The following is a 26,583-nucleotide window of genomic DNA, read 5'->3' on the forward strand; positions in this document are numbered from 1 at the left end:
AACTATAGCACAACTTCGCTGAAAATTGAAAAGTTTAGTGTTTTACTCAGTTAAATTTCATCTATCAAAAAAGATGAATTTGGCTTATAATTGCGCTTTTGACAAGATAATGTGAGCGGTTAGGTATGTTTGAAATCAACCCAATTAAAAACCAATTAAAAGACATCAGCGAACGCACCGCGGTGCTTCGGGGGTATCTTTGACTTTGATACCAAAGTTGAACGCTTAGAAGAAGTAAACGCCGAGCTTGAGCAGCCCGATGTGTGGAACACGCCTGAGAAAGCCCAAGCACTCGGCAAAGAGCGCGCCAGCCTTGAGGCGGTGGTCAACACCATTAAGCAGCTTGAACAAGGTGTGGACGATGTTGACGGGCTACTGGAATTGGCGATTGAAGCCGACGATGAAGACACCTTCAATGAGGCAGTGGCCGAACTTGCCCAGCTGGAAAATCAAATCGCCCAGCTCGAATTCCGCCGTATGTTTAGCGGTGAGCAAGACGCCAGCGATTGCTACGTGGACTTGCAAGCGGGCTCTGGCGGCACCGAAGCGCAAGACTGGACAGAAATGCTGCTGCGGATGTATCTGCGTTGGGCGGAGAGCAAGGGTTTCAAAACCGAGCTGATGGAAGCCTCCGACGGTGATGTGGCTGGGATTAAATCAGCGACGATTAAAGTGAGCGGCGAATACGCCTTTGGCTGGTTACGTACAGAAACGGGCATTCATCGCCTGGTGCGCAAAAGCCCGTTTGACTCCAACAACCGCCGCCATACCTCGTTTAGCGCGGTGTTTGTCTACCCTGAAGTGGACGACAACATCGACATTGAGATTAACCCAGCCGATTTGCGCATTGATGTGTATCGCGCCTCGGGGGCGGGTGGCCAGCACGTTAACCGAACCGAAAGTGCGGTGCGCATCACCCACATACCAAGCGGCATTGTGGTGCAGTGTCAAAACGACCGCTCGCAGCATAAAAATAAAGATCAATGTATGAAGCAGCTCAAAGCCAAACTCTATGAAATGGAGCTGCAAAAACAAAACGCTGAAAAACAAGCGCTCGAAGACAGCAAATCCGACATCGGCTGGGGCAGCCAAATCCGCTCTTATGTGCTCGATGACGCACGCATTAAAGACCTGCGCACGGGCGTTGAAAACCGCAACACCCAAGCCGTGCTCGATGGCGATTTAGACAAATTTATCGAAGCCAGCTTAAAGGCGGGGTTGTAAGATGATATTTAGTTAAGGGATACGTAATGCTACGAAATATTACATTATTCATCATTTGCTTTACCCTAAGTAATTTCTCTCATGCTTATCATGATGAGTATGAAATAGAAGTTTCTCATGATGATGAGTATTTTGTTATCAATGATGAAGTGTTCACTGCACAAACCTATTGTTTTAATATGAACGAGGGAGATCGTGTTATTTTCATCGAAGGTAGCCCTTATGAATTATGTACTAGTGCTGAAATTTTAAATTTAGATACCAAAGAAAGATGCTCTCTTTGGTGTGAATAACATAGGATTATATAAATGACAGACCAACACTCAGAATTAGACCTCAACGGTGAGATGCTTGCTCGCCGTGAAAAATTAAACCAATTGCGCAGCCTCGGCAACGCATTCCCGAATACCTTCCGTCGCGACAGCTTAGCGGGTGATTTGCACGCGCAATACGAGCAAGAAGACGGTGAAAAATTAAAGGAAAGTGCGGTTGAAGTGGCCGTTGCGGGGCGCGTGATGACGCGGCGCAAAATGGGCAAAGCCAGCTTTGTCACGCTCTCGGATATGAGTGGCAAAATCCAGCTTTATATCGCGCGCGACACCTTGCCTGAAGGGCAATACGCCGATTTTATGGCGATGCTCGATTTGGGCGATATCATGGGCGCGAAAGGCACGCTCTTTAAAACCAAAACCGGCGAGCTGACCGTGCGCTGCTCGGCCGTTGAGCTGCTTACCAAAGCGCTGCGCCCACTGCCGGACAAATTCCACGGCTTGGCGGACCAAGAAATGCGCTATCGCCAGCGTTATCTTGACCTTATCAGCAACGAGCAATCTCGCCGCACGTTTATGATCCGCTCGAAAGTGATTGCGGGCATTCGCAATTACTTCACCAACAAAGGCTTCATGGAAGTGGAAACACCGATGCTGCAAGTGATCCCAGGCGGTGCGTCGGCGCGGCCGTTCATCACGCACCATAATGCGCTCGACATTGATATGTACCTGCGCATTGCGCCAGAATTGTTCTTAAAACGCCTTGTGGTCGGCGGCTTTGAGCGCGTGTTTGAACTCAACCGCAACTTCCGTAACGAGGGTGTTTCGGTGCGCCACAACCCTGAATTTACGATGCTGGAATACTACCAAGCTTACGCCGATTACCACGATTTAATGGACAACACCGAAGAGCTGCTGCGCCAATTAGCACTGGACATCCTCGGCACCACCATTGTGCCTTACGGCGAATATGAATTCGATTTCGGCAAACCGTTTGAGCGCATCACTATGCATGATGCGGTGCTGAAATACGGCGCAGAGAAAGGCATTGTCAAAGACGATCTCTATGACCTCGAGCGTGCGCGTGCAGTGGCGGAAAAACTGGGCATTGAGGTGCAAAAATCCTGGGGCTTGGGTTCTTTAGTCAATGCCATTTTTGAAGAGGTGGCGGAACATCACTTGATTCAGCCAACGTTCTTGATGGCGCACCCAGCGGAGATTTCACCGCTGGCTCGCCGTAATGACGACAACCCAGAGGTGACTGATCGCTTTGAGCTCTTTATCGGCGGGCGTGAAATCGGCAACGGCTTTTCTGAGCTCAATGACGCGGAAGACCAAAACGCCCGCTTTGACGCGCAAGTGGCTGCCAAAGAGGCCGGCGATGATGAAGCGATGTTTAAAGATGAAGACTTCGTGGTCGCCCTTGAACACGGCCTGCCTCCTACCGCCGGCGAAGGCCTTGGCATCGACCGCTTGGCCATGCTGTTTGCCAACGCGCCATCGATTCGCGATGTGATTTTATTCCCAGCGATGAAGCACAAAGGCTAAAAGCAAAGTGCGGTTAGCCGCAGTGATAAAAAAGCCTAGCATTTCGCTAGGCTTTTTTGTGCTTACAACGTTTTCGCAAAGCGTTTGACGAGGGCTTTGAAGTCGTCGCCCAGTTTTGGGTGGTGGATGCCGTATTCAAGGATAGCTTGGAGGTAGCCGAGTTTGTCGCCGCAGTCAAACGTGCGGCCGGTCATGTAAAAGGCCTCGACAGGCTCTTTTTCAATCAGCATATCCACCGCGTCGGTGAGTTGGATTTCATCACCTACGCCAACCGGCGTTTTGGCCAGCAGTGCCCAGATACTTTCTGAAAAAACATAGCGCCCCACCACCGAGAGGTTGGACGGCGCTTTTTCAGGGGCGGGTTTTTCCACAATGTTGCGGATAACCGCACTTTGTTGCTGCTCGTTTAAGGTTTCGCCCGCGCAGTCAACAATGCCGTAGTTGCTCACCTCATCATCGGCCACGGGGGCGACCATAATTTGGCTGGCGTGGGTTTGCTCAAAGCGTTTGATCATCGCCGCTAAGTTTTCGGTGGCTTGATCGGCGGTGAAATCGGCCAAAATCACATCAGGCAGCACCACCGCAAAAGGCTCATCGCCCACCAGTGGCTTGGCGCACAGCACGGCGTGGCCTAGCCCTTTGGCGTAACCTTGGCGCACATGCATGATGGTGACATCGTGCGGGATAATTGACCGCACTTCATCAAGCAACTGGCGTTTGACGCGCTTTTCGAGCATGGATTCCAGCTCGTAGGAGGTGTCAAAGTGGTTTTCAATCGAGTTTTTCGAAGAGTGGGTGACGAGAATAATCTCTTTAATTCCTGCCCTCACGCATTCGGTCACCACATATTGAATCAGCGGCTTGTCGACAATGGTGAGCATTTCTTTTGGGATGGCCTTGGTGGCTGGCAACATACGCGTGCCCAGGCCGGCTACAGGAATAATCGCTTTCATTTTCAATCCTTTTGAATAAATCACGTTGACATTCTAGCAAGTTTTTAGCCACGCTCAATAAAAAATACGCCACACAACGTGGCGTATTGATCTAAAGTGCGGTTATTGACGCAAGAGATCGAGCACTTCTTTAGTTTTTTGCTCCATCAAAGCTTTGTCGCCGCGTGTTTCAAGGTTGAGACGCACCACCGGCTCAGTGTTGGAGCTGCGCAGGTTGAAGCGCCAATCTGGGTACTCAATGCTGATGCCGTCGATTTCATCCACACGCAGGGCGTCTTTTTCAAAATGCGCACGCACGCGGGCGATGGCGGCTTTGGCGTCTTGTAATTTGCTGTTGATTTCGCCTGGGGATGGGTAAGTTTCTAAGCGATCGCCCACCAATTGGCCTAAGGATTTGCCGGTGGTGCACAGCAGTTCTGCTGCCAGCAGCCATGGGATCATGCCGCTGTCGCAATAGAAAAAGTCACGGAAATAGTGGTGCGCACTCATCTCCCCGCCATAGACGGCGTCAACAGCGCGCATTTTTTCTTTAATGAAGGAGTGGCCAGATTTTGACATCACCGGCTCGCCACCGAGTTCTTCAACCAGTTCTACAGTATTCCAAATCAAACGTGGGTCATAAATGATTTTCGCGCCTTTATTTTTTTGCAAGAAGGCTTGTGCCAACAATCCAACAACATAATAGCCTTCAATGAAGGTGGCGTTTTCATCAAACAAGAAGCAGCGGTCAAAGTCACCGTCAAAGGCAATGCCCATATCCGCTTTGTTTGAGAGCACCGCATCAATGGTGTCTTGGCGATTTTCGTGCAGCAATGGGTTAGGAATGCCGTGCGGGAAGGTGCCATCTGGGTCGTTGTACACTTTAATGAACTCCACCGGCAATTCTTTGGCTTTAAAGCGTTTTTCTAATTCATCAATCACGTGGCCGGCGGCACCATTGCCTGAGTTGACCACCAATTTAAGCGGTTTTTTCTTGAAGTTTTCCAGATCAATATAAGTGAGGAGGTGGTCAACATACTCTTGCAGCACGCTGTGTTGTTTGTATTCACCACGTTTGGCCACCTCTGGGAAGTTATTTTCTTCAGCGAGGCGTTGAATGTCTGCCAAGCCGCTGTCGGCGCTGATTGGGCGGGAGCCGGCGCGGACAAATTTCAAGCCGTTGTAATCCATCGGGTTGTGGCTGGCGGTCACTTCAATCCCACCGTCGGTGCCTAAAAAAGAGGTGGCAAAATAGATTTCTTCCGTGCCGGTGAGACCGAGGTCAATCACATCAACGCCGGCGTCGAGCAAGCCGTTGGTCAGGGCGCTTTTTAATTCTTTGGAGCTTAAGCGCACGTCGCCGCCAACCACCACATTTTTCGGTTTTAAGAACTGACCAAACGCGCGCCCAATGCGATAAGCAATGTCTTCGTTGAGCTCATCGCCTAAACGACCGCGAACATCATAGGCTTTAAAACAGGTTAATTTTGTCATTTTGTACTCCAATACGTTCAATTACACAGTTTCGGGTTCTTTTTCAGCGTCTTTCAGCCGAAGATAGATTTCTTCGCGATGCACGGCCACCTCTTTTGGCGCATTCACGCCAATTTTCACTTGGTTGCCCCGCACACTTAAAATGGATATTGAGATGTCTTCCCCTATCAATAAATTTTCGCCAACCTTTCTGGTGAGAATCAGCATAATGCGCTCCAGCTTTTGGGTTCTTTTAGAATGGTTATGTTGATAATACTTTATTTAGTAAAAAAAAGTGATCAGTAAAAGCCCAAAATGTGCGGTAGTACACAAAATAAAAGCAGGTTGCCCTGCTTTTATTCTCTTTTTAGCCCAATTTGTTCTCAAGCCAGGTTTTGGCACAGCTCAGCGCAATCGGCACGTCCTCAACTTGGCTGCCGCCGGCCATCGCCAAATCAGGCCGTCCGCCACCTTTGCCGCCAACGGCTTGCGCCATCACGTTGACCAGTTCGCCGGCTTTGAGTTTGTCGGTGAGATCTTTGGTGACACCAGCAATCAAGTTGACTTTGCCATCAAGCACGCTGGCAAAGGCCACCACGCCGCTGCCGAGTTGATTTTTCAAATCATCCACCAAGGTGCGCAGGGCTTTGGCGTCCACGCCGTCAAGCTTGTGCAATACCACTTTCACGCCGCCAATGTCTTGGCACTGTTTCGCCAAATTGCTGCCCGCTTGCAGCGCGGCTTGCGCTTGCAGCTGTTGCAGGCTTTTTTCATTGCGTTTGTTGCGCTCAAGCAGCTGCTGGACTTTGTCTGCCACACCGTTGGCGTCGGTTTTTAACAGATCCGCACTTTGCTGCAAAATCTGCTGCTGTTGATGCAGCCAATTGATTGCATTTTGCCCTGTCACCGCCTCAATGCGGCGGATGCCTGAGGCGATCGCACCTTCAGAGATGATTTTAAACAAGCCGATATCACCCGTGCGTTGAGCGTGGATGCCGCCACACAATTCGGTGGAGAAATCGCCCATCGTCAGCACGCGCACGCGCTCGCCATATTTTTCACCAAACAGCGCCATCGCGCCTTTCGCTTTGGCCGCTTCAATGTCCATGATCTCGGTTTCGATCGGGTAATTCGACCGCACTTTAGCATTCACCAAGTTTTCAATCTCAACCAATTGCGCTTTGCTGATGGCTTCTGGTTGAGAGAAGTCAAAGCGCAAAATAGTGTCAGAAACCAGCGAGCCTTTTTGGCTGACATGGCTTCCAAGCACTTGGCGTAATGCTGCGTGCAGCAAGTGGGTGGCGGAGTGGTTAAGTGCGGTCGCACCACGGCGATCGCTGTCCACGCTGGCGCGCACTGTTTGCCCAAGGGTGATTTCCCCTTGGGTCAGCTCACCGATGTGGCCGAACACTTTGCCGTATTTTTGCGTGTCTTTCACCACAAATTGCACGCCGTCTGCCTCAAGCACGCCGCTGTCACCAATCTGCCCGCCCGATTCGCCATAAAACGGTGTGCGGTCAAGTACCACCACGCCACCTTGGCCGGCGCTTAAGCGCTCGGTTGGTTTGCCGTCGTGGAATAGCGCCACCACCGCGGCCTCGCCTTGCGCTTGGCTGTAGCCGTTAAATTCGGTTTCACCGTCAACACGAATCACATTGCTGTAATCCATCGAGAAGTTGCTCGCTGCTTGGGCTTGCTTGCGCTGGTTGTCCATCGCCGCATCAAAGCCGGCTTGGTCAACTTGAATGTCTTTTTCGCGGCAAATGTCCGCGGTTAGATCGTATGGGAAGCCGTAAGTATCGTAGAGTTTAAACACCACGTCGCCGGCCAGCACGCCGTCTTTCACGTGCGTGTTCAAAGCATCATCAAGCAGCACCAAGCCGCGCTCAAGGGTGCGGGCAAATTGCTCTTCTTCTTGCTTGAGTAGTTTTTCAATCAGCGCACGGTTGTCTTGCAGCTCTTGGCCAGCCTCCGCCATCACGTCAATTAAGGTTGGCACCAGTTTGTAGAAAAACGCTTCTTTCGCGCCGAGCAAATGGCCATGGCGCACCGCGCGGCGGATAATGCGGCGCAGCACATAGCCGCGGCCTTCGTTAGAGGGCACCACGCCATCGGCGATCAAATACGCACATGAGCGAATGTGATCGGCAATCACGTTGAGGGATTTGTTTTTCACATCCTGCGTGCCGACAATCTCGGCAGTGGCCGCCACCAGGCGTTTGAAAATATCAATGTCGTAGTTGGAGTTGACGTGTTGCAACACCGCGGCGATGCGCTCAAGGCCCATGCCCGTGTCTACAGACGGTTTTGGCAGTGGCAGCATTTCGCCATCGGCTTGGCGATTGAACTGCATAAACACCACGTTCCAAATCTCGATGTAACGGTCGCCATCTTCCTCTGGTGACCCCGGCGGGCCGCCCCAGATGTGATCACCGTGATCGTAGAAAATCTCAGTACACGGGCCGCACGGGCCGGTGTCACCCATTTGCCAGAAGTTATCGGAGGCATAAGGCGCGCCTTTGTTGTCGCCAATACGCACAATGCGTTCAGCCGGCACGCCGATTTCATCATGCCAAATGCCGTAGGCCTCATCATCACTTTCATACACCGTGACCCACAGCTTTTCTTTCGGCAAGCCAAGCCATTGGCTGGAGGTCAAAAACGCCCAAGCAAAGTGGATTGCATCGTGCTTGAAGTAGTCACCAAAGCTGAAATTACCCAGCATTTCAAAAAAGGTGTGGTGACGGGCGGTGTAGCCGACATTTTCTAAGTCGTTGTGTTTGCCCCCGGCGCGCACGCAGCGCTGGGCGGTGGTAGCGCGGGTGTAGGCGCGTTTGTCTTGGCCTAAAAAGACATTTTTAAATTGGTTCATGCCCGCATTGGTAAACAGCAATGTCGGGTCGTTGTCTGGCACCAGTGAACTGCTTGGCACCACTTCATGCCCGTGAGAGGCAAAAAACGCCAAAAAATCTCGGCGAATGTCGGCAGTGGTTTTCATGATGATTCCTATTAACTTGCTTTTATTTAACGCACTATTTTGGCATAAAAAACGGTAGGGGGAATTTTTCACCGCACTTTATAATAAAAACCGCACTTTGATCAAAAACCAAAGTGCGGTCAGATAAAAAGTGCGGTTTAGTCGTCTTTCAACGGCACCACCAGCATATCAATGGTGATATTATTCATCACCTGACGGGTGGATGAAATCAACTTGCTCCAAAAGTCTTGATGGTGGCCGGTGACCAACAAATCGGCTTCATAGCGCTTAATCGCTTCTTTCAACACTTGCTCTAAATCCCCTGTGCCGCTGAGTTTTTCCGTGATTGGATACGGCGAGGAGTTGGCTAATTGGTTAAGCGCGTCGTGAGTTTCTTGTGAAATTCTGTCTTGCATTGACGACATATTCACATCAATCAACCCCGTATAAAGGTCAGAAAAATTGACATCCACATGCACCAGCGACAATTTCGCTTGATGGCGCTGCGCAATATCCGCCGCTTTGTTCACCAAAACAGCACTGTCTTCAGAAAGATCCACTGCAACGAGAATGTGTTTATACATACGCCCTCCTTGAACAAGGTTTAACCATCCATCTTCGTTGCGAGCATAATAACACGTTGAAATGAAAAAGAGAGTGTGCTGGATCACAGTTCGCACAAATTTTTAAACCGCACTAGACACCGCACTTTTTGCTTTTTATACTCGCATCTCCATTAATTCGTTATTTATAGCGCAAGTTTTGTGTATAAAAAATGAGTTCCCGCACGCGTGAGTTTGCGTCAATTTATTTTTGTATCCGCTTGTGCCTTCGGTGAAGGACAACGTATGACAACCTGGCAACAGTTTAAACAACATTATCTCATTTCTTTTTGGAACCCGACGGTGGCGGTGATCGCAGCCGGCATTCTCTCAACCTACTATTTTGGCTTAACAGGCACCTACTGGGCGGTCACGGGCGAATTCACCCGCTGGGGCGGGCACCTGCTGCAAGCCTTGGGTGTGGATATCTCCTCGTGGGGCTATTTTCAGCTCATTGGCATGCAAGACAACATTTTCACCCGCGTGGATGGCGTGATGATTTTGGGCATGTTCACCGGCTGTTTGGCGGCGGCATTATGGGCAAATAATGTCAAAATTCGCATGCCGAAAAACCGCATCCGCATCGCTCAAGCGCTGCTTGGGGGCGCGATTGCCGGCTTTGGCGCACGGCTGGCGATGGGCTGCAACCTGGCGTCGTTTTTCACGGGCATCCCGCAATTTTCCCTGCACGCTTGGCTGTTTACACTGACCACCGCGATTGGCACTTATTTCGGCGCCAAGTTCACCCTGCTGCCGCTGTTTAAAAGCAAAGTCAGCCTCAAGGCCTATCAACAAGCGCCCGCCGTGGTGGACGAAAAACGCAAAGCGCGCCGCTTTCGCTTAGGCATGCTGCTCTTTTTTGCCTTCATCGCGACCGCACTTTATGTTCTGGGCTTCAACAGCAAACTCGGCTTTGCCATGTTGGCGGGCTTGGGCTTTGGCTTGCTGATTGAGCGCGCGCAAATTTGCTTCACCTCCGCCTTTCGCGATTTGTGGCTCACCGGCCGCGCGATGATGCTCAAAGCGATTATCTACGGCATGCTAATCAGCACCCTTGGCATTTTCAGCTATTTGCAACTGGGCCTGTCGCCGAAAATCATGTGGGCGGCGCCCAGTGCGCTGATTGGCGGGTTGCTGTTTGGCTTTGGCATTGTGCTCGCCGGCGGCTGCGAAACGGGCTGGATGTACCGCGCGCTAGAAGGCCAAGTGCATTTTGTTTGGGTCGGCATCGGCAATGTGATGGGCTCCACCGCGTTGGCCGCGGTGTGGGACGACCTTGCACCACACTTAGTGTTTAACTTCCCGAAAATCAACCTGCTGGACTGGGCCGGCACACAAGGTGGCTTGCTGCTCAATTATGCTTTAATGGCGTTGATGCTGCTCGCCGTTATTCTGTGGGAGCGCCACGCGTTGCGCCGCCGTCGCGCGCAACTCAAGGCAACCTCAACCGCACTTTAGGAGGCCGTGATGCAAACGATTATTCCAACTTATACTTTAGATATGCGCGGCGAGCCGTGCCCGTACCCCGCCATTGCCACGTTGGAGGCGATGGCTGAGCTAAACCCTGGCGAGATTTTAGAGGTGATCAGCGATTGTGCGCAGTCGATCAACAATATCCCGAAAGATGCGGAAAATCATGGTTACAAAATGCTCAAAATAGAACAAAGCGATGTTACAATTCGCTATTTCATCCAAAAATAAGCGATTTCGCATTTAGATTTGATCCTTTTCAAACAATTTGCTATACTCAAACGCAATAATAAAGATAAGGACAATCAATAACCCTTGTCCATAATAACAACATATCTCTTAGCCACGCTTGCGTGGCTTTTTTTTGCCTAGATCAAGGGCTTTGGCGCAAATGACTTGATTTTTCACCCGCGAAAGCGTAACATTCGCACCAATTTAGTCATTCGAGGAATATACTTTGGACAGTCACAGTCGAAACTGGTTTACTTTCGTTTTTGATACCCTCTCCATTGAGTCACCTCGGCGAGTGTATCGCTGATAAGTTACGGCTCGCCCGCCAATTTCCCATTTTTCCTGTCTAATCTATGTTCACAAGCCATAGGATAGAATTATGATTAGGGCTTTTGCTTTAGACAATGCACGCTTGGTGCGCGTTGATGATACATCACACAACCTAAACTCCGCCATCTGGATTGACTTGCTTGACCCAACGCGGGAAGAGCGGGAAACACTGCGTGATGCGCTCGGCCAAAGCCTGGCCTCTTACCTCGAATTAGAAGACATTGAGGCATCCGCGCGCTTTTTTGAAGATGAAGACGGCTTGCACTTGCACTCGTTTTTTTATTGCGAAGACGAAGACGACTACGCCGACATCGCCACCGTTGCGTTCACCGTGCGCGACGGGCGGCTGTTCACCCTGCGCGATCGCGAACTGCCTGCCTTTCGCCTCTATCGTATGCGCTCACGCAGCCAAAAGCTGATGGAGTGTAACGCTTACGAACTGCTGCTTGACCTGTTTGAAACCAAAATTGAGCAGCTCGCGGATGTGATTGAAACCATCTACGCCGATTTGGAAAAATTAAGCCGCATTATCCTTGAAGGCAAACAAGGCGAAGCGTTTGATGATGCGCTTGCCACCCTCACCGAGCAAGAAGACGTCAGCTCCAAAGTGCGGTTGTGTTTGATGGATACCCAGCGCGCGTTGAGCTTTTTGGTGCGCAAAACACGCCTGCCGGCCAGCCAGCTGGAGCAAGCGCGCGAAGTGCTGCGCGACATTGAATCCCTGCAGCCGCACAACGACACCTTATTCCAAAAAATTGACTTTTTGATGCAAGCGGCTATGGGTTTTATCAACATCGAGCAAAACCGCATTATGAAAATCTTCTCGGTGGCGGCGGTCATTTTCCTGCCACCAACCCTGGTTTCCTCCACCTACGGCATGAACTTCGACATCATGCCAGAATTGCACTGGGCGTTCGGCTACCCCTTCGCCCTTGGCTTAATGTTCCTAGTCGGCGTTATCCCGTATTTTTACTTCAAACGCCGCGGCTGGCTGTAACACAAACCGCACTTTAGGTGCGGTTTTTTATTTGCATATCACTTCGCCCTCGTGCCACTCGCCGTTGTCGCTGAGGGTGAGGTAGGGGGCGGTGGTGCGCCAGTCGCCGAGTACGATGCGTTGGCCGTGTGGCACGCGGTGCTGGGCTTGGCGGTGGGTGTGGCCGTGGACCAGCACGCTCACGTTGTGCTGCGCCATGATGCGATCGACAAAGTGCGGTGTCACGTCCATTATGTCAGCGGATTTTTGCCCTTTTTGCTGCTGGCTTTGCGCGCGCATCCGCTCGGCAATGCGCAGCCGCCAGCGCAATGGCAGGGCGAGAAAGGCCTTTTGTAGCCAGCGTTGGTGCACAATGCGGCGAAAGCGTTGGTAGTGCTGATCGTCGACACACAAGGTATCACCGTGGCAGAGCAAAATCGCCTGCCCGCCGTAGTCGATGCGGTGATAGCTTGGCAGCAAGGTCAAACCGCACTTTTGTGCAAAGCGCTTACCGAGTAAAAAATCGCGATTACCGTGCTGAAAATAAACGGGGATGCCTTTTTCAGTTAATGCGCGGATTTCTGTTTGCACGAGGCTTATCACCGCCGATTGCTCGTCGTCACCCACCCAAAATTCAAACAAATCCCCGAGAATATAGAGCGCCTGTGCGCTGGCGCCTTGCTCGCGCATAAAGCGCGCAAAGCAGGTGTTGAGGTGCGTGCGCGCGTCGCTGAGGTGGAGATCTGCAATAAAGGTGATGTGTGCCATGGCCGCTTAGAATGTGGATTATGATGCTCAAAGATACACATATTCCGATATTTTCGCTATACTTCTTGCAAAAATTTTGAAGGATTTATCATGTTAGCCATTCTCAGAACCCTGGTGGTGGTGATCTGTGCCATTGTGATTTGTGTACTGGGCACGATCTACTCACTCATTCGCTTTAAAAACCCAAGCAATGTCGGCGTGATTGCGCGCTGGTTTGGGCGGCTGCATTCGCTGTTTGGCATTGAGGTGGAGCACCGCTTCCCACCAGGTGTGAAAGACTTTGGGCCGTGCATTTATATCGGCAACCACCAAAACAACTATGACATGGTCACCATGGCCTATATGGTGCGCGAGCGCACGGTGAGTGTGGGCAAGCGCAGTTTGCTTTATATTCCGTTTTTTGGCTTGCTCTATTGGGCCAGCGGCAATATTTTGCTCGACCGCGACAACAAGAGCAAAGCGCACTCCACCATGTCGCAGCTGGCGAAACGGATTCAAAAAGACCAGCTCTCGATTTGGATGTTCCCAGAAGGCACGCGCAGCCGTGGGCGCGGATTGTTGCCGTTTAAAACCGGCGCGTTTCATGCCGCGCTGGCCGCGCAAGTGCCGATTGTGCCAGTGTGCTGCTCAACCTTACATAACAAAATCAAACTCAACCGCTGGGATAACGGCAAAGTAATTTGTGAAATGCTGCCACCGATTGATGTCAGCGGCTTTAGTCGCGACAACGTGCGTGCGCTAGCCAACCATTGCCACGCGATTATGGAGGCTAAAATTGCCGAACTCGACGCTGAAATCGCCCATGAAAAACGCACCTAATTTGCCTCTTTCACGCAGGGCACTGCTCAAGCACACCGCCGTGCTCGGCGCAGGTGCATTGTTGCCAAACATCGCGCTGGCGCAAAAAGGGCGCGCGCTGCCGATTCCGCCACTGCTGGATGTCGGCCGCGGCAAGCCCGTGTTGCTGTCGATGACGCGCACGCAAACGCGCTTTTTAGACGGTGATAAAGTGGATGTGTGGGGCTTTAACGGTGCCTACCTCGGCCCGACGATTAAGTGCAAGCAGGGCGATTTTGTCCGCTTAAATTACCGCAACCAGCTGCCACAAGCCGTCTCGCTTACGGTGCAAGGCCTGCAAGCCAGCGCCGAGTTGATTGGCGGCGTAGGCAAGGTGTTCCAACCCAATGCCGAGTGGTCGCCGGTTATTCCCATCACGCAAAGTGCGGCGAGTTGTTGGTATCACGCCAACACCCTAGCGCACAGTGGCTATCAAGTTTATCGCGGGCTAGTGGGGCTGTGGATAATTGAAGACAGCGCCAGCCGCAAGGCGATGTTGCCGAATCAATATGGCGTGAACGACATCCCGCTGATTTTGCAAGATGTGGCACTCAACGGCCAAGGCGAGCAGCTGTTTAACCCCGGCGACTACCCGTTTTTGGGCAACCATTTGCTGGTCAACGGCGTGGAAGCGCCTTATCTTGACGTGGCGCGCGGCTGGGTGCGATTGCGCCTGCTCAATGCCTCGCTTTCACGCAGTTATCAACTCAGCCTGGATAATGGCGCGTCGATGGTGCTGCTGGCGGGCAATCTTGGCTTTGTGCCGCAACAGCGCGAGATCAAGCAGCTCTTTTTAAGCCCGGGCGAGCGCGCTGAAGTGTTAGTGGATTTAAACGAAGGCGGCGAGGTGGCGTTGATCACCGGCGACAAACGCGGCTTTTTACACAACATCACCGCACTTTGGGCCGATGACAGCGAGTTGGTTGACAACACCGTGCTGCGCCTGCGCCCGCAGGGGCTGGTTTCGGCCTTTGCGCAAAAACCGCAAATCAACGCACCGCTGGCGCTGTCTGGCACCATTGAGGTGGTGCGCGAGCGTGATATGCACCTTGACGTGGCCAACGCCCTGCTCAATCGCCAACGCTTTGACCCACGGCGGATTGATGTCAGTGCCAAGCTCGGCACCTTTGAGCGCTGGAATCTTTCAAGCAGCTCACCAACGGGCTTTCGCATTGAGGGCGCGAAGTTTTTGGTTGAGCGCGTCAATGGGCGTAATGTCGATCTCAGTCAAGCCAGCTGGCGTGACACCTTGTGGCTCAACGGGCCGATTTCGGTGCTGGTGAAGTTTGATAACCTTTCATCGAATAACTTTCCGTTTACCTTTGGCGCGAGCGATTTCATCCTCGCGGACAAAGGCTGCTTGGGCATGATTGTGGTGCAATAGCCGACCGCACTTTGCTTTTTACAGCCCAAGGGCGTATTTCAGCGCGCGGTTTTTCAACGGCGCGCATTTCTCCACCCCAAGCAGCGCCACGTTGCGGGCGATTTTCAGTGGCAACAGCGGCTCTTTAAAGCCTTTGTAGAACAGATCCATGCCTGATTGCATCAACAGATTATCCGCCTTTCTGCGCCGTTGGTAGCGCGCGAGCACCGCATCACTGGCAATAGGCTGCCCCGCGCGTTGCGCGCTTTCAATCACGTCTAAAAACGCTGCCACATCTTTAAAGCCGAGGTTTACCCCTTGGCCGGCGAGCGGGTTGATGGTGTGCGCCGCATCGCCAAGTAGCACAATGCCGTTGTGGAAATAGCGCTGGGCGTGGCGGCGCACCAGTTCGAAACTCGCCGCTTGAGTAGCCTCCACCCGCCCTAGCCGTGGCGGAAAAGCGCGCATAATCTCGTCGCTCAATTGTGCCAGCGGCAGGCGTTGCAGGCGGGCAATTTCCTCAGGCGCGTCGTACCACACCAAGCAGCCTTGGTGGCCGAGCAGCGGCAAAAAGGCGCGCGGGCCGCTTGGGTTGAACTGCTGCCAGGTGATGTCTTGCTGTTCAAGCTCGGTGTTAACAAGCACTAACATACACCGCTGGCGATACTGCCAACCGCTTAGGCCAATGTGAGCCAGGTTGCGCAGCTGGGAGTTGGCACCATCGGCGGCCACCAGCAAAGGGGCGGAAAACTGCTCGCCATCTTCAAGTGTGACTTGCCAGTGCTGACCGCACTTTTGTGTTTCAGCAATCGCGCCGATACTGTTTGATAGCGTGTCAACATCGTCAAACGCGCGCCAAAGGCCGAGCTGCACCACGTTGTTCTCCACCATAAAACCCAACTCGGGCAGGCCTAAATCTTGGGCGTTAAAGGTGGTTTCAAAGCCGTCGATTTCCCAGGTGGCGAGGCGCTTGTAGGGGCAGGTGCGCATGGCTTGAATGTGGCGCCAAGCGTTGAGCTGCTTGAGCAATTTCACCGAGCCTGCGCTGATCGCCGAGATGCGAATGTCATAATCGCTGTTGTGCTCAAAGTGCGGTAGCGAGCTGCGCTCAATCAGCTGCACCGCCAAATTTTGCCGCGCCAGCCCCAACGCCGCCGCCGCGCCGACCATTCCACCACCAACAACAATCACATCACACTGTTTCATAGTTCACCCACTTTCCCTTAACTTTATTATGGCTATTGTACCGAGATCAATAAATTTTACCATTAGATCGCGAAAATTTGCGTTTTTAACTAGTCAGCGAAAAAGCAAATCAGTAGAATAGCCATTTGCTTAAAATTTATAACTTCCGCACACTCGCGGCAAATGAGATTATGACACAAAAACTCCATATCAAAACCTGGGGCTGCCAGATGAACGAATACGATTCATCCAAAATGGCGGACCTGCTCAACAGCACCCACGGCTTTGAGCTGACCGAAAACGCCGAAGAGGCGGACGTGTTGCTGCTCAACACCTGCTCGATTCGCGAAAAAGCGCAAGAGAAGGTGTTCCACCAACTTGGGCGCTGGAAAGATTTAAAGAAAACCAACCCGAACCTGGTGATTGGTGTGGGTGGCTGCGTGGCCTCACAAGAGGGGGCGCACATTCGCGACCGCGCGCCTTATGTTGACATTATTTTTGGCCCGCAAACCCTCCACCGCCTGCCGGAGATGCTCAACCAAATCCGCGGCGGCAAAAGTGCGGTGGTGGATGTCAGCTTCCCTGAAATTGAAAAATTCGACCGCCTGCCTGAGCCGCGCGCTGAAGGGCCAACGGCGTTTGTTTCCATCATGGAAGGCTGCAATAAATACTGCTCATTTTGCGTGGTGCCTTACACCCGCGGTGAAGAGGTCAGCCGCCCACTCGATGACGTGCTGTTTGAAATCGCGCAACTGGCCGAGCAAGGCGTGCGTGAGGTGAACCTGCTTGGGCAAAACGTCAATGCCTACCGCGGCGCCACCTTTGACGGCGGCATTTGCACCTTTGCGGAATTGTTGCGCTTGGTCGCTGCAATTGACGGCATCGACCGCCTGCGCTTTACCACCTCGCACCCGATTGAATTCAGTGATGATATTATTGATGTTTATCGCGACACGCCAGAGCTGGTGAGCTTCCTGCACTTGCCGGTGCAAAGTGGCTCGGATCGCGTGTTGACGATGATGAAGCGCAACCATACCGCACTTGAGTATAAATCGATCATTCGCAAATTGCGCAAGGCGCGGCCAGATATTCAAATCAGCTCTGATTTCATCGTCGGCTTCCCAGGTGAAAGTGCGGAAGACTTCCAGCAAACCATGGATTTGATCGCGCAAGTCAACTTTGACATGAGCTTTAGCTTTATCTACTCCGCCCGCCCAGGCACGCCAGCGGCGGATATGCCTGATGATGTCAGCGAAGAGGAGAAAAAGCAGCGACTTTATTTGCTGCAACAGCGCATCACCCAGCAGGCGATGCAGTTTAGCCGCAAAATGCTCGGCACCGTGCAGCGCGTACTGGTGGAAGGCCCGTCGAAAAAAGACATTATGGAGCTCACCGGCCGCACCGAGAACAACCGCATCGTCAATTTCAAAGGCGATCCGTCGATGATCGGCAAATTTGTCGACATTGAAATCACCGACGTGTGGACCAACTCCCTGCGCGGCGAGGTGATCCGCACCGAGGACGAAATGAATCTGCGCGTGCAGCACTCACCGCAAGAGGTGATCTCCCGCACCCGCAAAGAAGACGAGCTGGGTGTCGGCCACTACCACGCCTAAGCTACCGCACTTTGCAGCCCAAACTGCACTTTGCTGTAAAACCCAAAGTGCGGTTTTATTTTCTTAAAAATTAAATAGTTAGCCTTGCCTCGTTGGGCGTTAAATGATAGCGTTGTGTTAAATTTGTTATCAATATGTAACCAACCCTCAGCCAAGGAGTGACTATGCTATTGAAACGTTCGCTACTCATCAGCGCGCTGGCGCTCACCGGCGTGGTGGCCACCAGCACCAGCTATGCCAACACCGCGCCAACCCAAACTCAACAAGCCTCCATTCGCTATGACCAAGATATGGACATTTTTCACCCCGTGTATGCCCAAAATGGCATGGTCGCCACCGAGCAAGCGCTGGCGACACAAGTGGGGTTGGAGATTTTAAAACAAGGCGGTAATGCAGTGGACGCCGCCGTGGGCGTCGGTTTTGCCTTGGCGGTGGTGCTGCCAAATGCGGGCAACCTCGGCGGGGGTGGTTTTATGGTGGTGCATGATGCCAAATCAGGCGAGAACATCGCGCTTGATTTCCGTGAAATCGCGCCAGCAAAAGCCAGCCGTGATATGTATTTAGACGACAGCGGCAACGTGGTGGATGGCAAATCATTGTTCACGCACTTTGCCGTTGGCGTGCCTGGCACCGTGGCAGGCATGGCGCACGCGCTGGAAAAATGGGGTTCAATGCCGCTGGATAAAGTGGTTGCCCCCGCGATCAAACTGGCTGAAGAGGGCTTTGTGGTCAGCGACACCTTAGGGGATACGCTCGCCAGTGAAGAAGACATTCTCGGCAAGTGGCCTGCCAGCAAGGCGATCTTCTTCAAAGACGGCAAGCCGCTGGCGTCTGGCGACAAATTAGTGCAACAAGATTTGGCTAATTCCATCAAATTGATCGCCAAAGAGGGCGCTAAAGCGTTTTATGAGGGCGAAATCGCACAAAAAATTGTTGATGAAATGGCGCAGCATGGCGGGCTAATCACCCTTGATGATATGAAAAATTACAAAGTGGTGGAGCGCAAGCCGGTTGAGGGAGAGTATCACGGTTATAAAATCGTGACCATGCCACCGCCGAGCTCTGGCGGCATCCATTTGGTGCAATTGCTCAATATTTTAGAGCGCTACCCGCTCAAAGAGTTTGGCCTAAACAGCGCCAAAACCATTCACCACTATGCCGAGGCGATGAAGCTTGCTTACGCCGACCGTTCAGAATATTTAGGCGACCCTGATTTTGTGCAGGTGCCAGTGAAAGGATTGACCTCGAAAAAATATGCCGATGAGCTCGCCGGCACCATCAGTGGCGTGAATGTGCGGCCGTCAAGCGAGATCAAGCCTGGCAAACCGCAGCCGTATGAAAGTGACCAAACCACCCATTATTCAATTGTGGACAAAGACGGCAACGCCGTGGCGGTGACTTACACCTTGAACCTCAACTTCGGCAGCGGCATTGTGGCCGACGGCACGGGGATTTTGCTCAACAACGAGATGGATGACTTTTCTGCCAAGCCAGGCGTGCCAAATGCCTTTGGCTTGATTGGCGGTGATGCCAACGCGGTGGAGGCCAACAAACGCCCGCTATCCTCAATGACGCCAACGATTGTGATGAAAGACGACAAGCCGTGGCTAGTCACCGGCAGCCCTGGTGGCGCGCGCATCATCACTACCGTGTTGCAAAGCATTTTAAACACCATTGATTTTGGGCTAAACCCGGCGGAGGCCATTTCAGTGCCGCGTGTACACCACCAATGGCTGCCTGATGAAATCCGCATTGAAGACGGCATCAGCCCAGACACCGTGCATTTGCTGGAAAATCAAGGTTATAAAGTGAAACTGAAATCCACCATGGGGCGGGTGCAGATTATCCAAGTGCGTGAAGACGGGCTTTATGGCGCCTCTGACCCACGCAACCCAGACGGCGCAACGCTGGGGTATTAACCGCCAACCGCACTTTACACTCTAAAGTGCGGTTATTCGTTTAAGGGCGTGTTTTCAAACCAGCTTTCAAGGATGATGCACGCGGAGATGGAATCGACTTTGCCTTTGTCGAGCGCGCGAAAGCCGCCGCGGGCAAAGATTTCAGCGCGTGCCTCAACAGTGCTTAGGCGTTCGTCGTGCAACTGCACCGTCACGCCAAAGCGCCCGTGCAGGCGTTGTGCAAACTTGCGCGCACGCTGGGTGAGTGGCTGCTCACTGCCGTCCATATTCAGCGGCAAGCCCACCACCACCACCTTGGGTTGCCACTCTTTCAGCACGCGCTCCACCGCCTGCCAGTTGGGCTGGCCGTCTTGCGCTTTAAACGCGCTCAGCGCCTGCGCCGTGCCAGTGATGCTTTGCCCCACCGCGCAGCCGATGCTTTTTTCCCCAAAATCAAATGCTAACGCACAATAGGCCATCAGGCGCGCCCTCCCTCTTGGCTGAGATCGTCAGGCGAAATGCCCAAAAGCGCAACCGCACTTTGCCAGCGCTGGCCATAAGGGATGTCGAACAAAATGCGCTCATCACAAGGGGCAACGAGCCACATATTGTGGCGAAGCTCGTCTTCTAGCTGGCCTGCCGACCAACTGCAACAGCCAATTGCCACCAAATAGTGCTCTGGCGCATTGGGGCGGCCGAGGGTTTCCAGCACATCAAGGGAGCTGGTCAACCAAATATCAGGGCTTATCGCCTCGCTACGCTCAAACGGCGGGATGCATTTGGAATGGAGCACAAAGCCTTTGTCGAGGTTCACCGGCCCGCCGAGCAACACCACCGAATTGGGCTCCACGCGGCGGTCATCGGCCATCATAAAATTCATTTTGCTCACCAGCTCAGCGATGCTGGTATCGGTCATGCGGTTAAGCAGCAGCCCCATGGCGCCGTCATCGTCGTGCTCGCACAAATAGATCACGCTGCGCTGGAAAAACGGGTCGTCCATCGCAGGGGTTGCGATTAACAAATGGTGTTGAAGTTGCCCCATCAGCCAAGATCTCCAAAGCAAACCTGAAGTGCGGTGATCGCCGTCAAAGCGGCGGTTTCGGTGCGCAGCACGCGCGGGCCGAGCAGCACGGAGTGAAAGCCCTGTTGCTCGGTCATGGCAATTTCTTGAGCCGACAGCCCGCCTTCAGCGCCAATTAGCAAACGGATGCCCCTTTCACCGATATTCTCAAGCCCACTAATACCGCACGTTGCCCGCGGGTGGAGGTTGAGTTTCAACTCGCCACTGCCCTCGCTACACCACTGTTCGAGCTTCATCAGTGGGCGAACCTCGGGCACACGGTTGCGCCCGCATTGCTCGCAGGCGGCGATGGCAATTTTCTGCCACTGCTGCAACTTTTTCGCCATGCGCTGCTCGTCGAGCTTCACGCCGCAGCGCTCAGACCACAGCGGGGTGATGACACTCACGCCAAGCTCAACGGATTTTTGAATGGTAAACTCCATCCGCTCCCCGCGCGAGATCACCTGCCCGAGGTGCAAAAATAGCGGCGATTCGCGATCGTCTAGTGCACCTTCGCCCAATTCCACTTGCACGCGTTTTTTCTCAATCGCCACAATGGTGGCTGGGAACACGTGATTTGTGCCGTCAAACAGCACCAAGGCATCGCCCACATTCATGCGCAGCACGCGCGCAACATGGTTGGCGGCATCATCACTGAGCGCACACACAGCGCCCGCACGCAAGGGCTCAGAGCTAAAAATTCGAGGGATTCGCATACTCTTTTCGGCTAGATAAAAGTAAAATCATACCATTGAATGGCGCAAAACACTATTGAGGCGCAGAGAATAACGCAATACTGTGCGCCCAAACCGCACTTTTGATCTCATCAGCGCTTTCTCGGCGCAATTGGCATAACGCCTCAAACACCTGCCCGATGCGCGCGGGCTCATTGGGCTGACCTTGGTAGCCGTTGACGGGCATATCAGGGCTGTCAGTTTCCAACACCAAGGCATCAAGGGGCAGTTGGCGAATCGCCTCACGGGTTTTGTTCGCGCGCGGGTAGGTGATGGTGCCGCCCACGCCGATGGCGTAACCGAGGTCAACAAAGCGCTTGGCCTGCACATAGCTGCCCGCAAAGCCGTGAATCACGCCTTTTTTCGGCAATTCGATGCGTTTTAAAAAGGTGAACAGCTGATCGTGGCTGCGCCGTGAGTGCAAGCTCACCGCCAATTGGTGCTGCTGGGCCAGATAGAGCTGCGCTTCCAGAAACTGGCACTGCTTGGCCCACATCTCAGGCGTGATGAGCTCAGATACCGCGCGCTCCAGGCCAATTTCTGCCACCGCGGTGCAAAAGTGCGGTCGCGCCTGCAAGTGCGCGGCAAGGGTGTCGACATCGCGCTCATGATGGTTGGCAATGAATAGCGGGTGCAGCCCTAAGCCGTAGCATAAGATGTCAGGCGCTTGTGCGCACAAAGCGCGGATGGCGTCAAATTGCGCGACTTCCACCGCGGCAATCAGCACGCGTGCCACGCCCGCACGCTTGGCGTTGAAAAGTGCGGTTTCAAGGCTGATGCACTGCTCATCAAGCAGCGCATCAAAGTGAGTGTGCGTGTCGAAAAAACCCACGTTTAGGCGTAATAGAGCTCAAATTCAACCGGGTGCGGCAACATATTGATGCGCTCAACATCTTTGCTCAGCAGCGCGATGTAGGCGTCAATAAAGTCATCGCTGAACACACCGCCTTGGGTTAAAAACGCGCGATCTTGCCCCAGGGCGTCAAGCGCTTCTTCGAGAGAGCGCGCCACGTGCGGCACTTGTTGCAGCTCTTCTGGTGGCAAGTCGTAGAGGTTTTTATCCATTGGATCGCCTGGGTGAATTTGGTTGTTGATGCCATCAAGCCCCGCCATCAGCAACGCAGCAAACGCCAAATACGGGTTGGCGCACGGGTCTGGGAAGCGCACTTCAATACGGCGCGCTTTCGGGCTGGTCACGGTTGGGATACGAATCGACGCTGAGCGATTGCTGGCAGAATAGGCCAACAGCACGGGCGCCTCGTAGCCCGGCACCAGGCGTTTGTAGGAGTTGGTGGTTGGGTTGGTGAAGGCATTGAGCGCTTTGGCGTGCTTGATCACCCCGCCGATAAAGTAAAGTGCGGTTTGCGACATATTGGCGTATTTATCACCAGAGAACAAGTTCACGCCGTCTTTGCTCAATGAAATGTGGCAGTGCATGCCTGAGCCGTTGTCGCCAAACAGCGGTTTTGGCATAAAGGTGGCGGTTTTGCCGTTTTGGTGTGCCACATTGTGCACCACGTATTTATAGATTTGAGTTTCGTCGGCTTTCAGCGTTAATGTATTGAATCGGCAGGCAATTTCGTTTTGCCCTGGGCTGCCCACTTCGTGGTGGTGCGCTTCAATCACCAAGCCCATGTCTTCCATCAACAAGCACATTTCAGAGCGGATATCCTGCGCACTGTCCACCGGTGGCACGGGCACGTAGCCGCCTTTCACACGTGGGCGATAGGCTTTGTTGCCGCCTTCATACTCGGCGTTGCTGTTCCACGGTGCTTCAATGTCATCAATCTCAAAGGTGGTGTGCGCAGGCGAGACTTTAAAGCGCACGTCGTCAAACATAAAAAATTCAGGCTCAGGGCCGAGCAACACCGTGTCGGCAAGGCCGGTAGATTTCAAATAATTTTCCGCACGCACCGCAATCGAGCGTGGGTCGCGGTCGTAGCCTTGCATGGTGTCGGGTTCAAACACATCACAACGCAACGACAAGGTTGGGATATCAAAAAACGGGTCAATCAACGCCGATTGCGCAATCGGCATCAGCACCATGTCGGATTTATTAATGGTTTTCCACCCACCAATGGAGGAGCCGTCAAACATTTTGCCATCTTCAAAAAAGTCTTCATCCACAGCACTGACAGGGATTGTCATGTGGTGCTCTCTGCCGCGTAAGTCGGTGAAATGCAAATCGACAAAGCGCACATCATGCTCTTCAATTAGTGAAAATACGTGTTCAATTGCTGATAGATCAGACATAAATAACCCTCAAAATAGATGGAAAAAAAGCACAATTCAAGTCTATGAAAATATCGCTTACTGTGCCAAAAATCAACCGATTTGTGCGTACGCAGCGCGATTATTTGTTCAAAATAGCACCAATAAAATAAAATGCCCGTTTTCATAATAAAAATAGCCGACCACCGACAAAAAGGCTATAATTGTCTGCTTTATATGCGATGAGGCGTACACAACGCCCAAACCGCACTTTGACATTATTATTTTACGAAGACGATCAAATGGATAACAAATTAGATATCAATAAACTGCGCAACATTGCGATCATTGCGCACGTTGACCACGGCAAAACCACCTTGGTGGACAAACTGCTGCAACAATCAGGCACTTTCGACAACCTGCGTGGCGACAGCGACGAGCGTGTGATGGACTCCAACGATTTGGAAAAAGAGCGCGGCATCACTATTTTGGCGAAAAACACCGCAATTAACTGGAACGGCTATCGCATCAACATCGTAGACACCCCAGGGCACGCCGATTTTGGTGGCGAAGTTGAGCGCGTTTTATCCATGGTAGACAGCGTGTTGTTGCTGGTGGACGCCTTTGACGGCCCAATGCCACAAACCCGCTTTGTAACCCAAAAAGCCTTTGCCCACGGTTTGAAACCAATTGTGGTGATCAACAAAGTCGATCGCCCAGGCGCGCGCCCAGATTGGGTGGTTGACCAAGTGTTTGATCTTTTCGTAAATTTAGGTGCCACCGACGAGCAGCTCGACTTCCCGATTATTTACGCCTCCGCCCTCAATGGCGTGGCCGGTGAAGAGCACGAAAACCTCGCACCTGACATGACCCCGCTGTTTGAAGCGATCGTCAAATTTGTTGAGCCACCGAAAGTGGAAGCGGACAAACCTTTCCAAATGCAAATCTCCCAGCTGGACTACAACAACTACGTTGGCGTTATCGGCATCGGGCGCATCAAACGCGGCAGCATCAAGCCAAATCAACAAGTGGCGATTATCGACAGTGAAGGCAAAAAACGCACCGGCAAAGTCGGCCAAGTGCTCGGCCACCTTGGGCTACAACGCTATGAAGCCGACAGCGCACAAGCCGGCGACATTATCGCCATCACAGGCCTAGGCGAGCTGAACATTTCCGACACCATTTGCGATGTCAATAATGTTGAAGCGCTGCCTGCACTGACCGTGGACGAGCCAACCGTAACCATGTTCTTCTGTGTCAACACCTCGCCGTTTTGTGGCCGCGAAGGCAAATACGTCACCTCTCGCCAAATTTTAGAGCGCCTGAACAAAGAGCTCGTGCACAACGTGGCTCTGCGCGTGGAGGAAACCGAAGACCCAGACGCCTTCCGCGTGTCGGGGCGTGGTGAGCTGCATTTGTCCGTACTGATTGAAAATATGCGCCGTGAAGGCTACGAGCTGGCGGTATCGCGCCCGAAAGTCATCTTCCGTGAAATTGACGGCCGCAAACAAGAGCCGTATGAGCAAGTGACCATCGACATCGAAGAACAGCACCAAGGTGCTGTGATGGAAGCGCTCGGCATCCGCAAAGGCGAAGTGCGCGACATGGCGCCCGACGGCAAAGGCCGCACTCGTTTGGAATACATCATCCCAAGCCGCGGCTTGATTGGTTTCCGTAACGAATTTATGACCATGACCTCGGGCACAGGCTTGCTGTATGCCAGCTTCAGCCACTACGACGACATCAAACCAGGTGAAATCGGCCAACGCATCAACGGTGTGCTAATCTCCAACGCCACCGGTAAAGCACTGGCTTACGCTTTGTTCAGCCTGCAAGACCGCGGCAAATTGATGATCGAGCACGGCACCGAAGTCTACGAAGGCCAAGTGATCGGCATCCACAGCCGCAGCAATGACTTAACCGTCAACTGCTTACAAGGTAAAAAACTCACCAATATGCGCGCGGCTGGTAAAGACGACGCCGTTGTACTCGTCACCCCAGTAAAATACACCCTTGAGCAAGCGCTTGAGTTTATCGATGATGATGAGTTGGTGGAAGTCACCCCATCATCTATCCGTATCCGCAAAAAACTCTTGACGGAAAACGAACGCAAACGCGCCAACCGCACAACCACCAGCACAAGCACCCACTAACGCTTGCCTGGGTAACACACCAAAACCGCACTTTAACGTGCGGTTTTTTATTGCGCGCTATTATGAGCTGGCGCTCCGCGCGCGCGGTCATAACTCCGTTATTTCTTTTTTTTGTGATCTATTTTCTTTCATCACTCCGTCATGCCACTACGGTTTCGCCGTTGGCGACTTCCTTTCTTTGCTTGTCCAAAGAAAGGAAGCAAAGAAACGGCAATGGCCCCTGTCCATAAGATATTCGCTTAGCGCCAAATTGCTAAGGCTCGCTCGGGATCAAACCCTCCCTCGCCTAGCACTTTAGGCACCCGCTCAGCATCTTATTCCGGGGGCGAGGTGGATGTTCAAGGCTCGTTTTTCAAAAAGGCAAAGTGCGGTCACCGCACTTTTAAAAAGCTTTTAAGCGCACTTTTAAACCCACGTTGAAACCGCACTTTGGTGTTGAAAATACAGGCTGATGGAGTTCGATCCGCCATTTTTCGCGCGGAAATGGAGCGGTTGGGTAAATTTCAAGGAAGCATGCAAACGCCTGTATTGCATGCGACGTAGAAATTCCCAACAAGCGAGATTTCCTTAAAAATGGCAACGCCCTTTCTTTCCCCGATTTCTTTGGGCGAGCAAAGAAATCGGGTCGCCAACGGCGAAACCGTAGCGCCATGACGGAGTGCTGAGAGAGAAAAAGGAAAGGAAAAAATGAGATGACGGAGTGATGAAAAACTAAAGTGCGGTCAG

Annotated in this window: 24 protein-coding genes; 11 read left to right on the forward strand and 13 right to left on the reverse strand. The window is 52.6% G+C overall.

Annotated elements, in window-relative coordinates; all coding sequences use genetic code 11:
* The first annotated feature begins 125 nt into the window (after positions 1 to 125).
* The 3 genes from prfB to lysS all read left to right on the forward strand — a co-directional run bounded on the left by prfB (position 126) and on the right by lysS (position 3,041).
* A protein-coding gene (gene prfB, locus HPC37_RS00715; protein ID WP_208121332.1) for a peptide chain release factor 2 occupies positions 126 to 1,224 on the forward strand; the annotation gives its coding sequence in 2 pieces (ribosomal slippage) (positions 126 to 200 and positions 202 to 1,224; 1,098 coding nt in all).
* Positions 1,225 to 1,250: 26 nt separating this feature from the next.
* Positions 1,251 to 1,517 (forward strand): hypothetical protein, encoded by a 267-nt coding sequence (locus HPC37_RS00720; RefSeq protein WP_208121333.1) that lies wholly within the window; start codon positions 1,251 to 1,253, stop codon positions 1,515 to 1,517.
* Between the two features lie 15 nt (positions 1,518 to 1,532).
* Positions 1,533 to 3,041, forward strand: coding sequence for a lysine--tRNA ligase (gene lysS / locus HPC37_RS00725; protein WP_208121334.1), 1,509 nt, complete (start codon positions 1,533 to 1,535; stop codon positions 3,039 to 3,041).
* Positions 3,042 to 3,103: 62 nt separating this feature from the next.
* Here the strand turns inward: lysS and galU are convergent, their stop codons facing one another.
* The 5 genes from galU to uspA form a co-directional block, all read right to left on the reverse strand.
* On the reverse strand, positions 3,104 to 3,994 hold the full coding sequence (gene galU / locus HPC37_RS00730) for a UTP--glucose-1-phosphate uridylyltransferase GalU (RefSeq protein ID WP_208121335.1): 891 nt from the start codon (positions 3,992 to 3,994) through the stop codon (positions 3,104 to 3,106).
* A 102-nt stretch (positions 3,995 to 4,096) separates the two neighbouring features.
* On the reverse strand, positions 4,097 to 5,467 hold the full coding sequence (locus HPC37_RS00735) for a phosphohexomutase domain-containing protein (protein WP_208121336.1): 1,371 nt from the start codon (positions 5,465 to 5,467) through the stop codon (positions 4,097 to 4,099).
* 21 nt (positions 5,468 to 5,488) lie between these two features.
* Positions 5,489 to 5,674, reverse strand: a complete 186-nt coding sequence (gene csrA, locus HPC37_RS00740) for a carbon storage regulator CsrA (RefSeq protein WP_208121337.1) — start codon at positions 5,672 to 5,674, stop codon at positions 5,489 to 5,491.
* A 139-nt stretch (positions 5,675 to 5,813) separates the two neighbouring features.
* A complete protein-coding gene (gene alaS / locus HPC37_RS00745) occupies positions 5,814 to 8,444 on the reverse strand; it encodes an alanine--tRNA ligase (RefSeq protein ID WP_208121338.1) in 2,631 nt (876 codons plus the stop codon).
* A gap of 137 nt (positions 8,445 to 8,581) precedes the next feature.
* Positions 8,582 to 9,007 (reverse strand): universal stress protein UspA, encoded by a 426-nt coding sequence (gene uspA, locus HPC37_RS00750; protein ID WP_208121339.1) that lies wholly within the window; start codon positions 9,005 to 9,007, stop codon positions 8,582 to 8,584.
* A gap of 264 nt (positions 9,008 to 9,271) precedes the next feature.
* On the opposite strand from uspA, the gene yedE reads away from it, so the two are divergent.
* The 3 genes from yedE (at position 9,272) to corA (ending at position 12,053) form a co-directional block, all read left to right on the forward strand.
* Positions 9,272 to 10,483 (forward strand): selenium metabolism membrane protein YedE/FdhT, encoded by a 1,212-nt coding sequence (yedE, locus tag HPC37_RS00755; RefSeq protein WP_208121340.1) that lies wholly within the window; start codon positions 9,272 to 9,274, stop codon positions 10,481 to 10,483.
* Between the two features lie 9 nt (positions 10,484 to 10,492).
* On the forward strand, positions 10,493 to 10,726 hold the full coding sequence (gene yedF / locus HPC37_RS00760; RefSeq protein WP_208121341.1) for a sulfurtransferase-like selenium metabolism protein YedF: 234 nt from the start codon (positions 10,493 to 10,495) through the stop codon (positions 10,724 to 10,726).
* A gap of 379 nt (positions 10,727 to 11,105) precedes the next feature.
* A complete protein-coding gene (corA, locus tag HPC37_RS00765) occupies positions 11,106 to 12,053 on the forward strand; it encodes a magnesium/cobalt transporter CorA (protein WP_208121342.1) in 948 nt (315 codons plus the stop codon).
* A gap of 27 nt (positions 12,054 to 12,080) precedes the next feature.
* On the opposite strand, the gene HPC37_RS00770 is transcribed toward corA, so the two are convergent.
* Positions 12,081 to 12,800 carry a UDP-2,3-diacylglucosamine diphosphatase gene (locus HPC37_RS00770; RefSeq protein ID WP_208121343.1) on the reverse strand — a complete coding sequence of 240 codons (720 nt, stop codon included), beginning with the start codon at positions 12,798 to 12,800 and terminating at the stop codon, positions 12,081 to 12,083.
* A 90-nt stretch (positions 12,801 to 12,890) separates the two neighbouring features.
* On the opposite strand from HPC37_RS00770, the gene HPC37_RS00775 reads away from it, so the two are divergent.
* Positions 12,891 to 13,619, forward strand: coding sequence for a 1-acylglycerol-3-phosphate O-acyltransferase (locus tag HPC37_RS00775; protein WP_208121344.1), 729 nt, complete (start codon positions 12,891 to 12,893; stop codon positions 13,617 to 13,619).
* Positions 13,603 to 15,021: a multicopper oxidase domain-containing protein gene (locus tag HPC37_RS00780; protein ID WP_208121345.1), complete on the forward strand. Its 1,419-nt coding sequence runs from the start codon at positions 13,603 to 13,605 to the stop codon at positions 15,019 to 15,021. Before HPC37_RS00775 ends, HPC37_RS00780 begins: the two co-directional genes overlap by 17 nt.
* Positions 15,022 to 15,039: 18 nt before the next feature.
* Here HPC37_RS00780 and HPC37_RS00785 read toward each other — a convergent pair whose 3' ends face one another.
* A complete protein-coding gene (locus HPC37_RS00785; RefSeq protein ID WP_208121346.1) occupies positions 15,040 to 16,206 on the reverse strand; it encodes an FAD-dependent oxidoreductase in 1,167 nt (388 codons plus the stop codon).
* A 170-nt stretch (positions 16,207 to 16,376) separates the two neighbouring features.
* On the opposite strand from HPC37_RS00785, the gene miaB reads away from it, so the two are divergent.
* Positions 16,377 to 17,801, forward strand: a complete 1,425-nt coding sequence (miaB, locus tag HPC37_RS00790) for a tRNA (N6-isopentenyl adenosine(37)-C2)-methylthiotransferase MiaB (RefSeq protein ID WP_208121347.1) — start codon at positions 16,377 to 16,379, stop codon at positions 17,799 to 17,801.
* A gap of 164 nt (positions 17,802 to 17,965) precedes the next feature.
* Positions 17,966 to 19,720 carry a gamma-glutamyltransferase gene (gene ggt / locus HPC37_RS00795; RefSeq protein ID WP_208121348.1) on the forward strand — a complete coding sequence of 585 codons (1,755 nt, stop codon included), beginning with the start codon at positions 17,966 to 17,968 and terminating at the stop codon, positions 19,718 to 19,720.
* 32 nt (positions 19,721 to 19,752) lie between these two features.
* Here the strand turns inward: ggt and ruvX are convergent, their stop codons facing one another.
* From ruvX to glnA, 5 genes are read right to left on the reverse strand one after another with little or no spacing between them, the layout of a single operon-like run.
* Complete coding sequence (ruvX, locus tag HPC37_RS00800) at positions 19,753 to 20,178, reverse strand: Holliday junction resolvase RuvX (protein WP_208121349.1); 426 nt, start codon at positions 20,176 to 20,178, stop codon at positions 19,753 to 19,755.
* Positions 20,178 to 20,741, reverse strand: coding sequence for a YqgE/AlgH family protein (locus HPC37_RS00805; protein WP_208121350.1), 564 nt, complete (start codon positions 20,739 to 20,741; stop codon positions 20,178 to 20,180). Before HPC37_RS00805 ends, ruvX begins: the two co-directional genes overlap by 1 nt.
* Positions 20,741 to 21,475 (reverse strand): 16S rRNA (uracil(1498)-N(3))-methyltransferase, encoded by a 735-nt coding sequence (gene rsmE, locus HPC37_RS00810; protein WP_208121351.1) that lies wholly within the window; start codon positions 21,473 to 21,475, stop codon positions 20,741 to 20,743. Before rsmE ends, HPC37_RS00805 begins: the two co-directional genes overlap by 1 nt.
* Positions 21,476 to 21,527: 52 nt before the next feature.
* Positions 21,528 to 22,325, reverse strand: a complete 798-nt coding sequence (locus HPC37_RS00815) for a TatD family hydrolase (protein ID WP_208121352.1) — start codon at positions 22,323 to 22,325, stop codon at positions 21,528 to 21,530.
* Between the two features lie 2 nt (positions 22,326 to 22,327).
* Entirely contained in the window at positions 22,328 to 23,746 is a 1,419-nt protein-coding gene (glnA, locus tag HPC37_RS00820; protein ID WP_208121353.1) for a glutamate--ammonia ligase, read from the reverse strand.
* 260 nt (positions 23,747 to 24,006) lie between these two features.
* Here glnA and typA point away from each other — a divergent pair, with 260 nt between their 5' ends.
* The gene (gene typA / locus HPC37_RS00825; protein WP_208121354.1) at positions 24,007 to 25,857 is read left to right on the forward strand and encodes a translational GTPase TypA; all 1,851 of its coding nucleotides are present in this window, start codon (positions 24,007 to 24,009) and stop codon (positions 25,855 to 25,857) included.
* 382 nt (positions 25,858 to 26,239) lie between these two features.
* Here typA and HPC37_RS00830 read toward each other — a convergent pair.
* Positions 26,240 to 26,583, reverse strand: a 344-nt coding sequence (locus HPC37_RS00830) for a hypothetical protein (protein WP_208121355.1), incomplete at its 5' end; no start/stop codon positions are given.

This window comes from Spirabiliibacterium mucosae, assembly GCF_014884965.1.
Classification (GTDB): domain Bacteria; phylum Pseudomonadota; class Gammaproteobacteria; order Enterobacterales; family Pasteurellaceae; genus Spirabiliibacterium; species Spirabiliibacterium mucosae.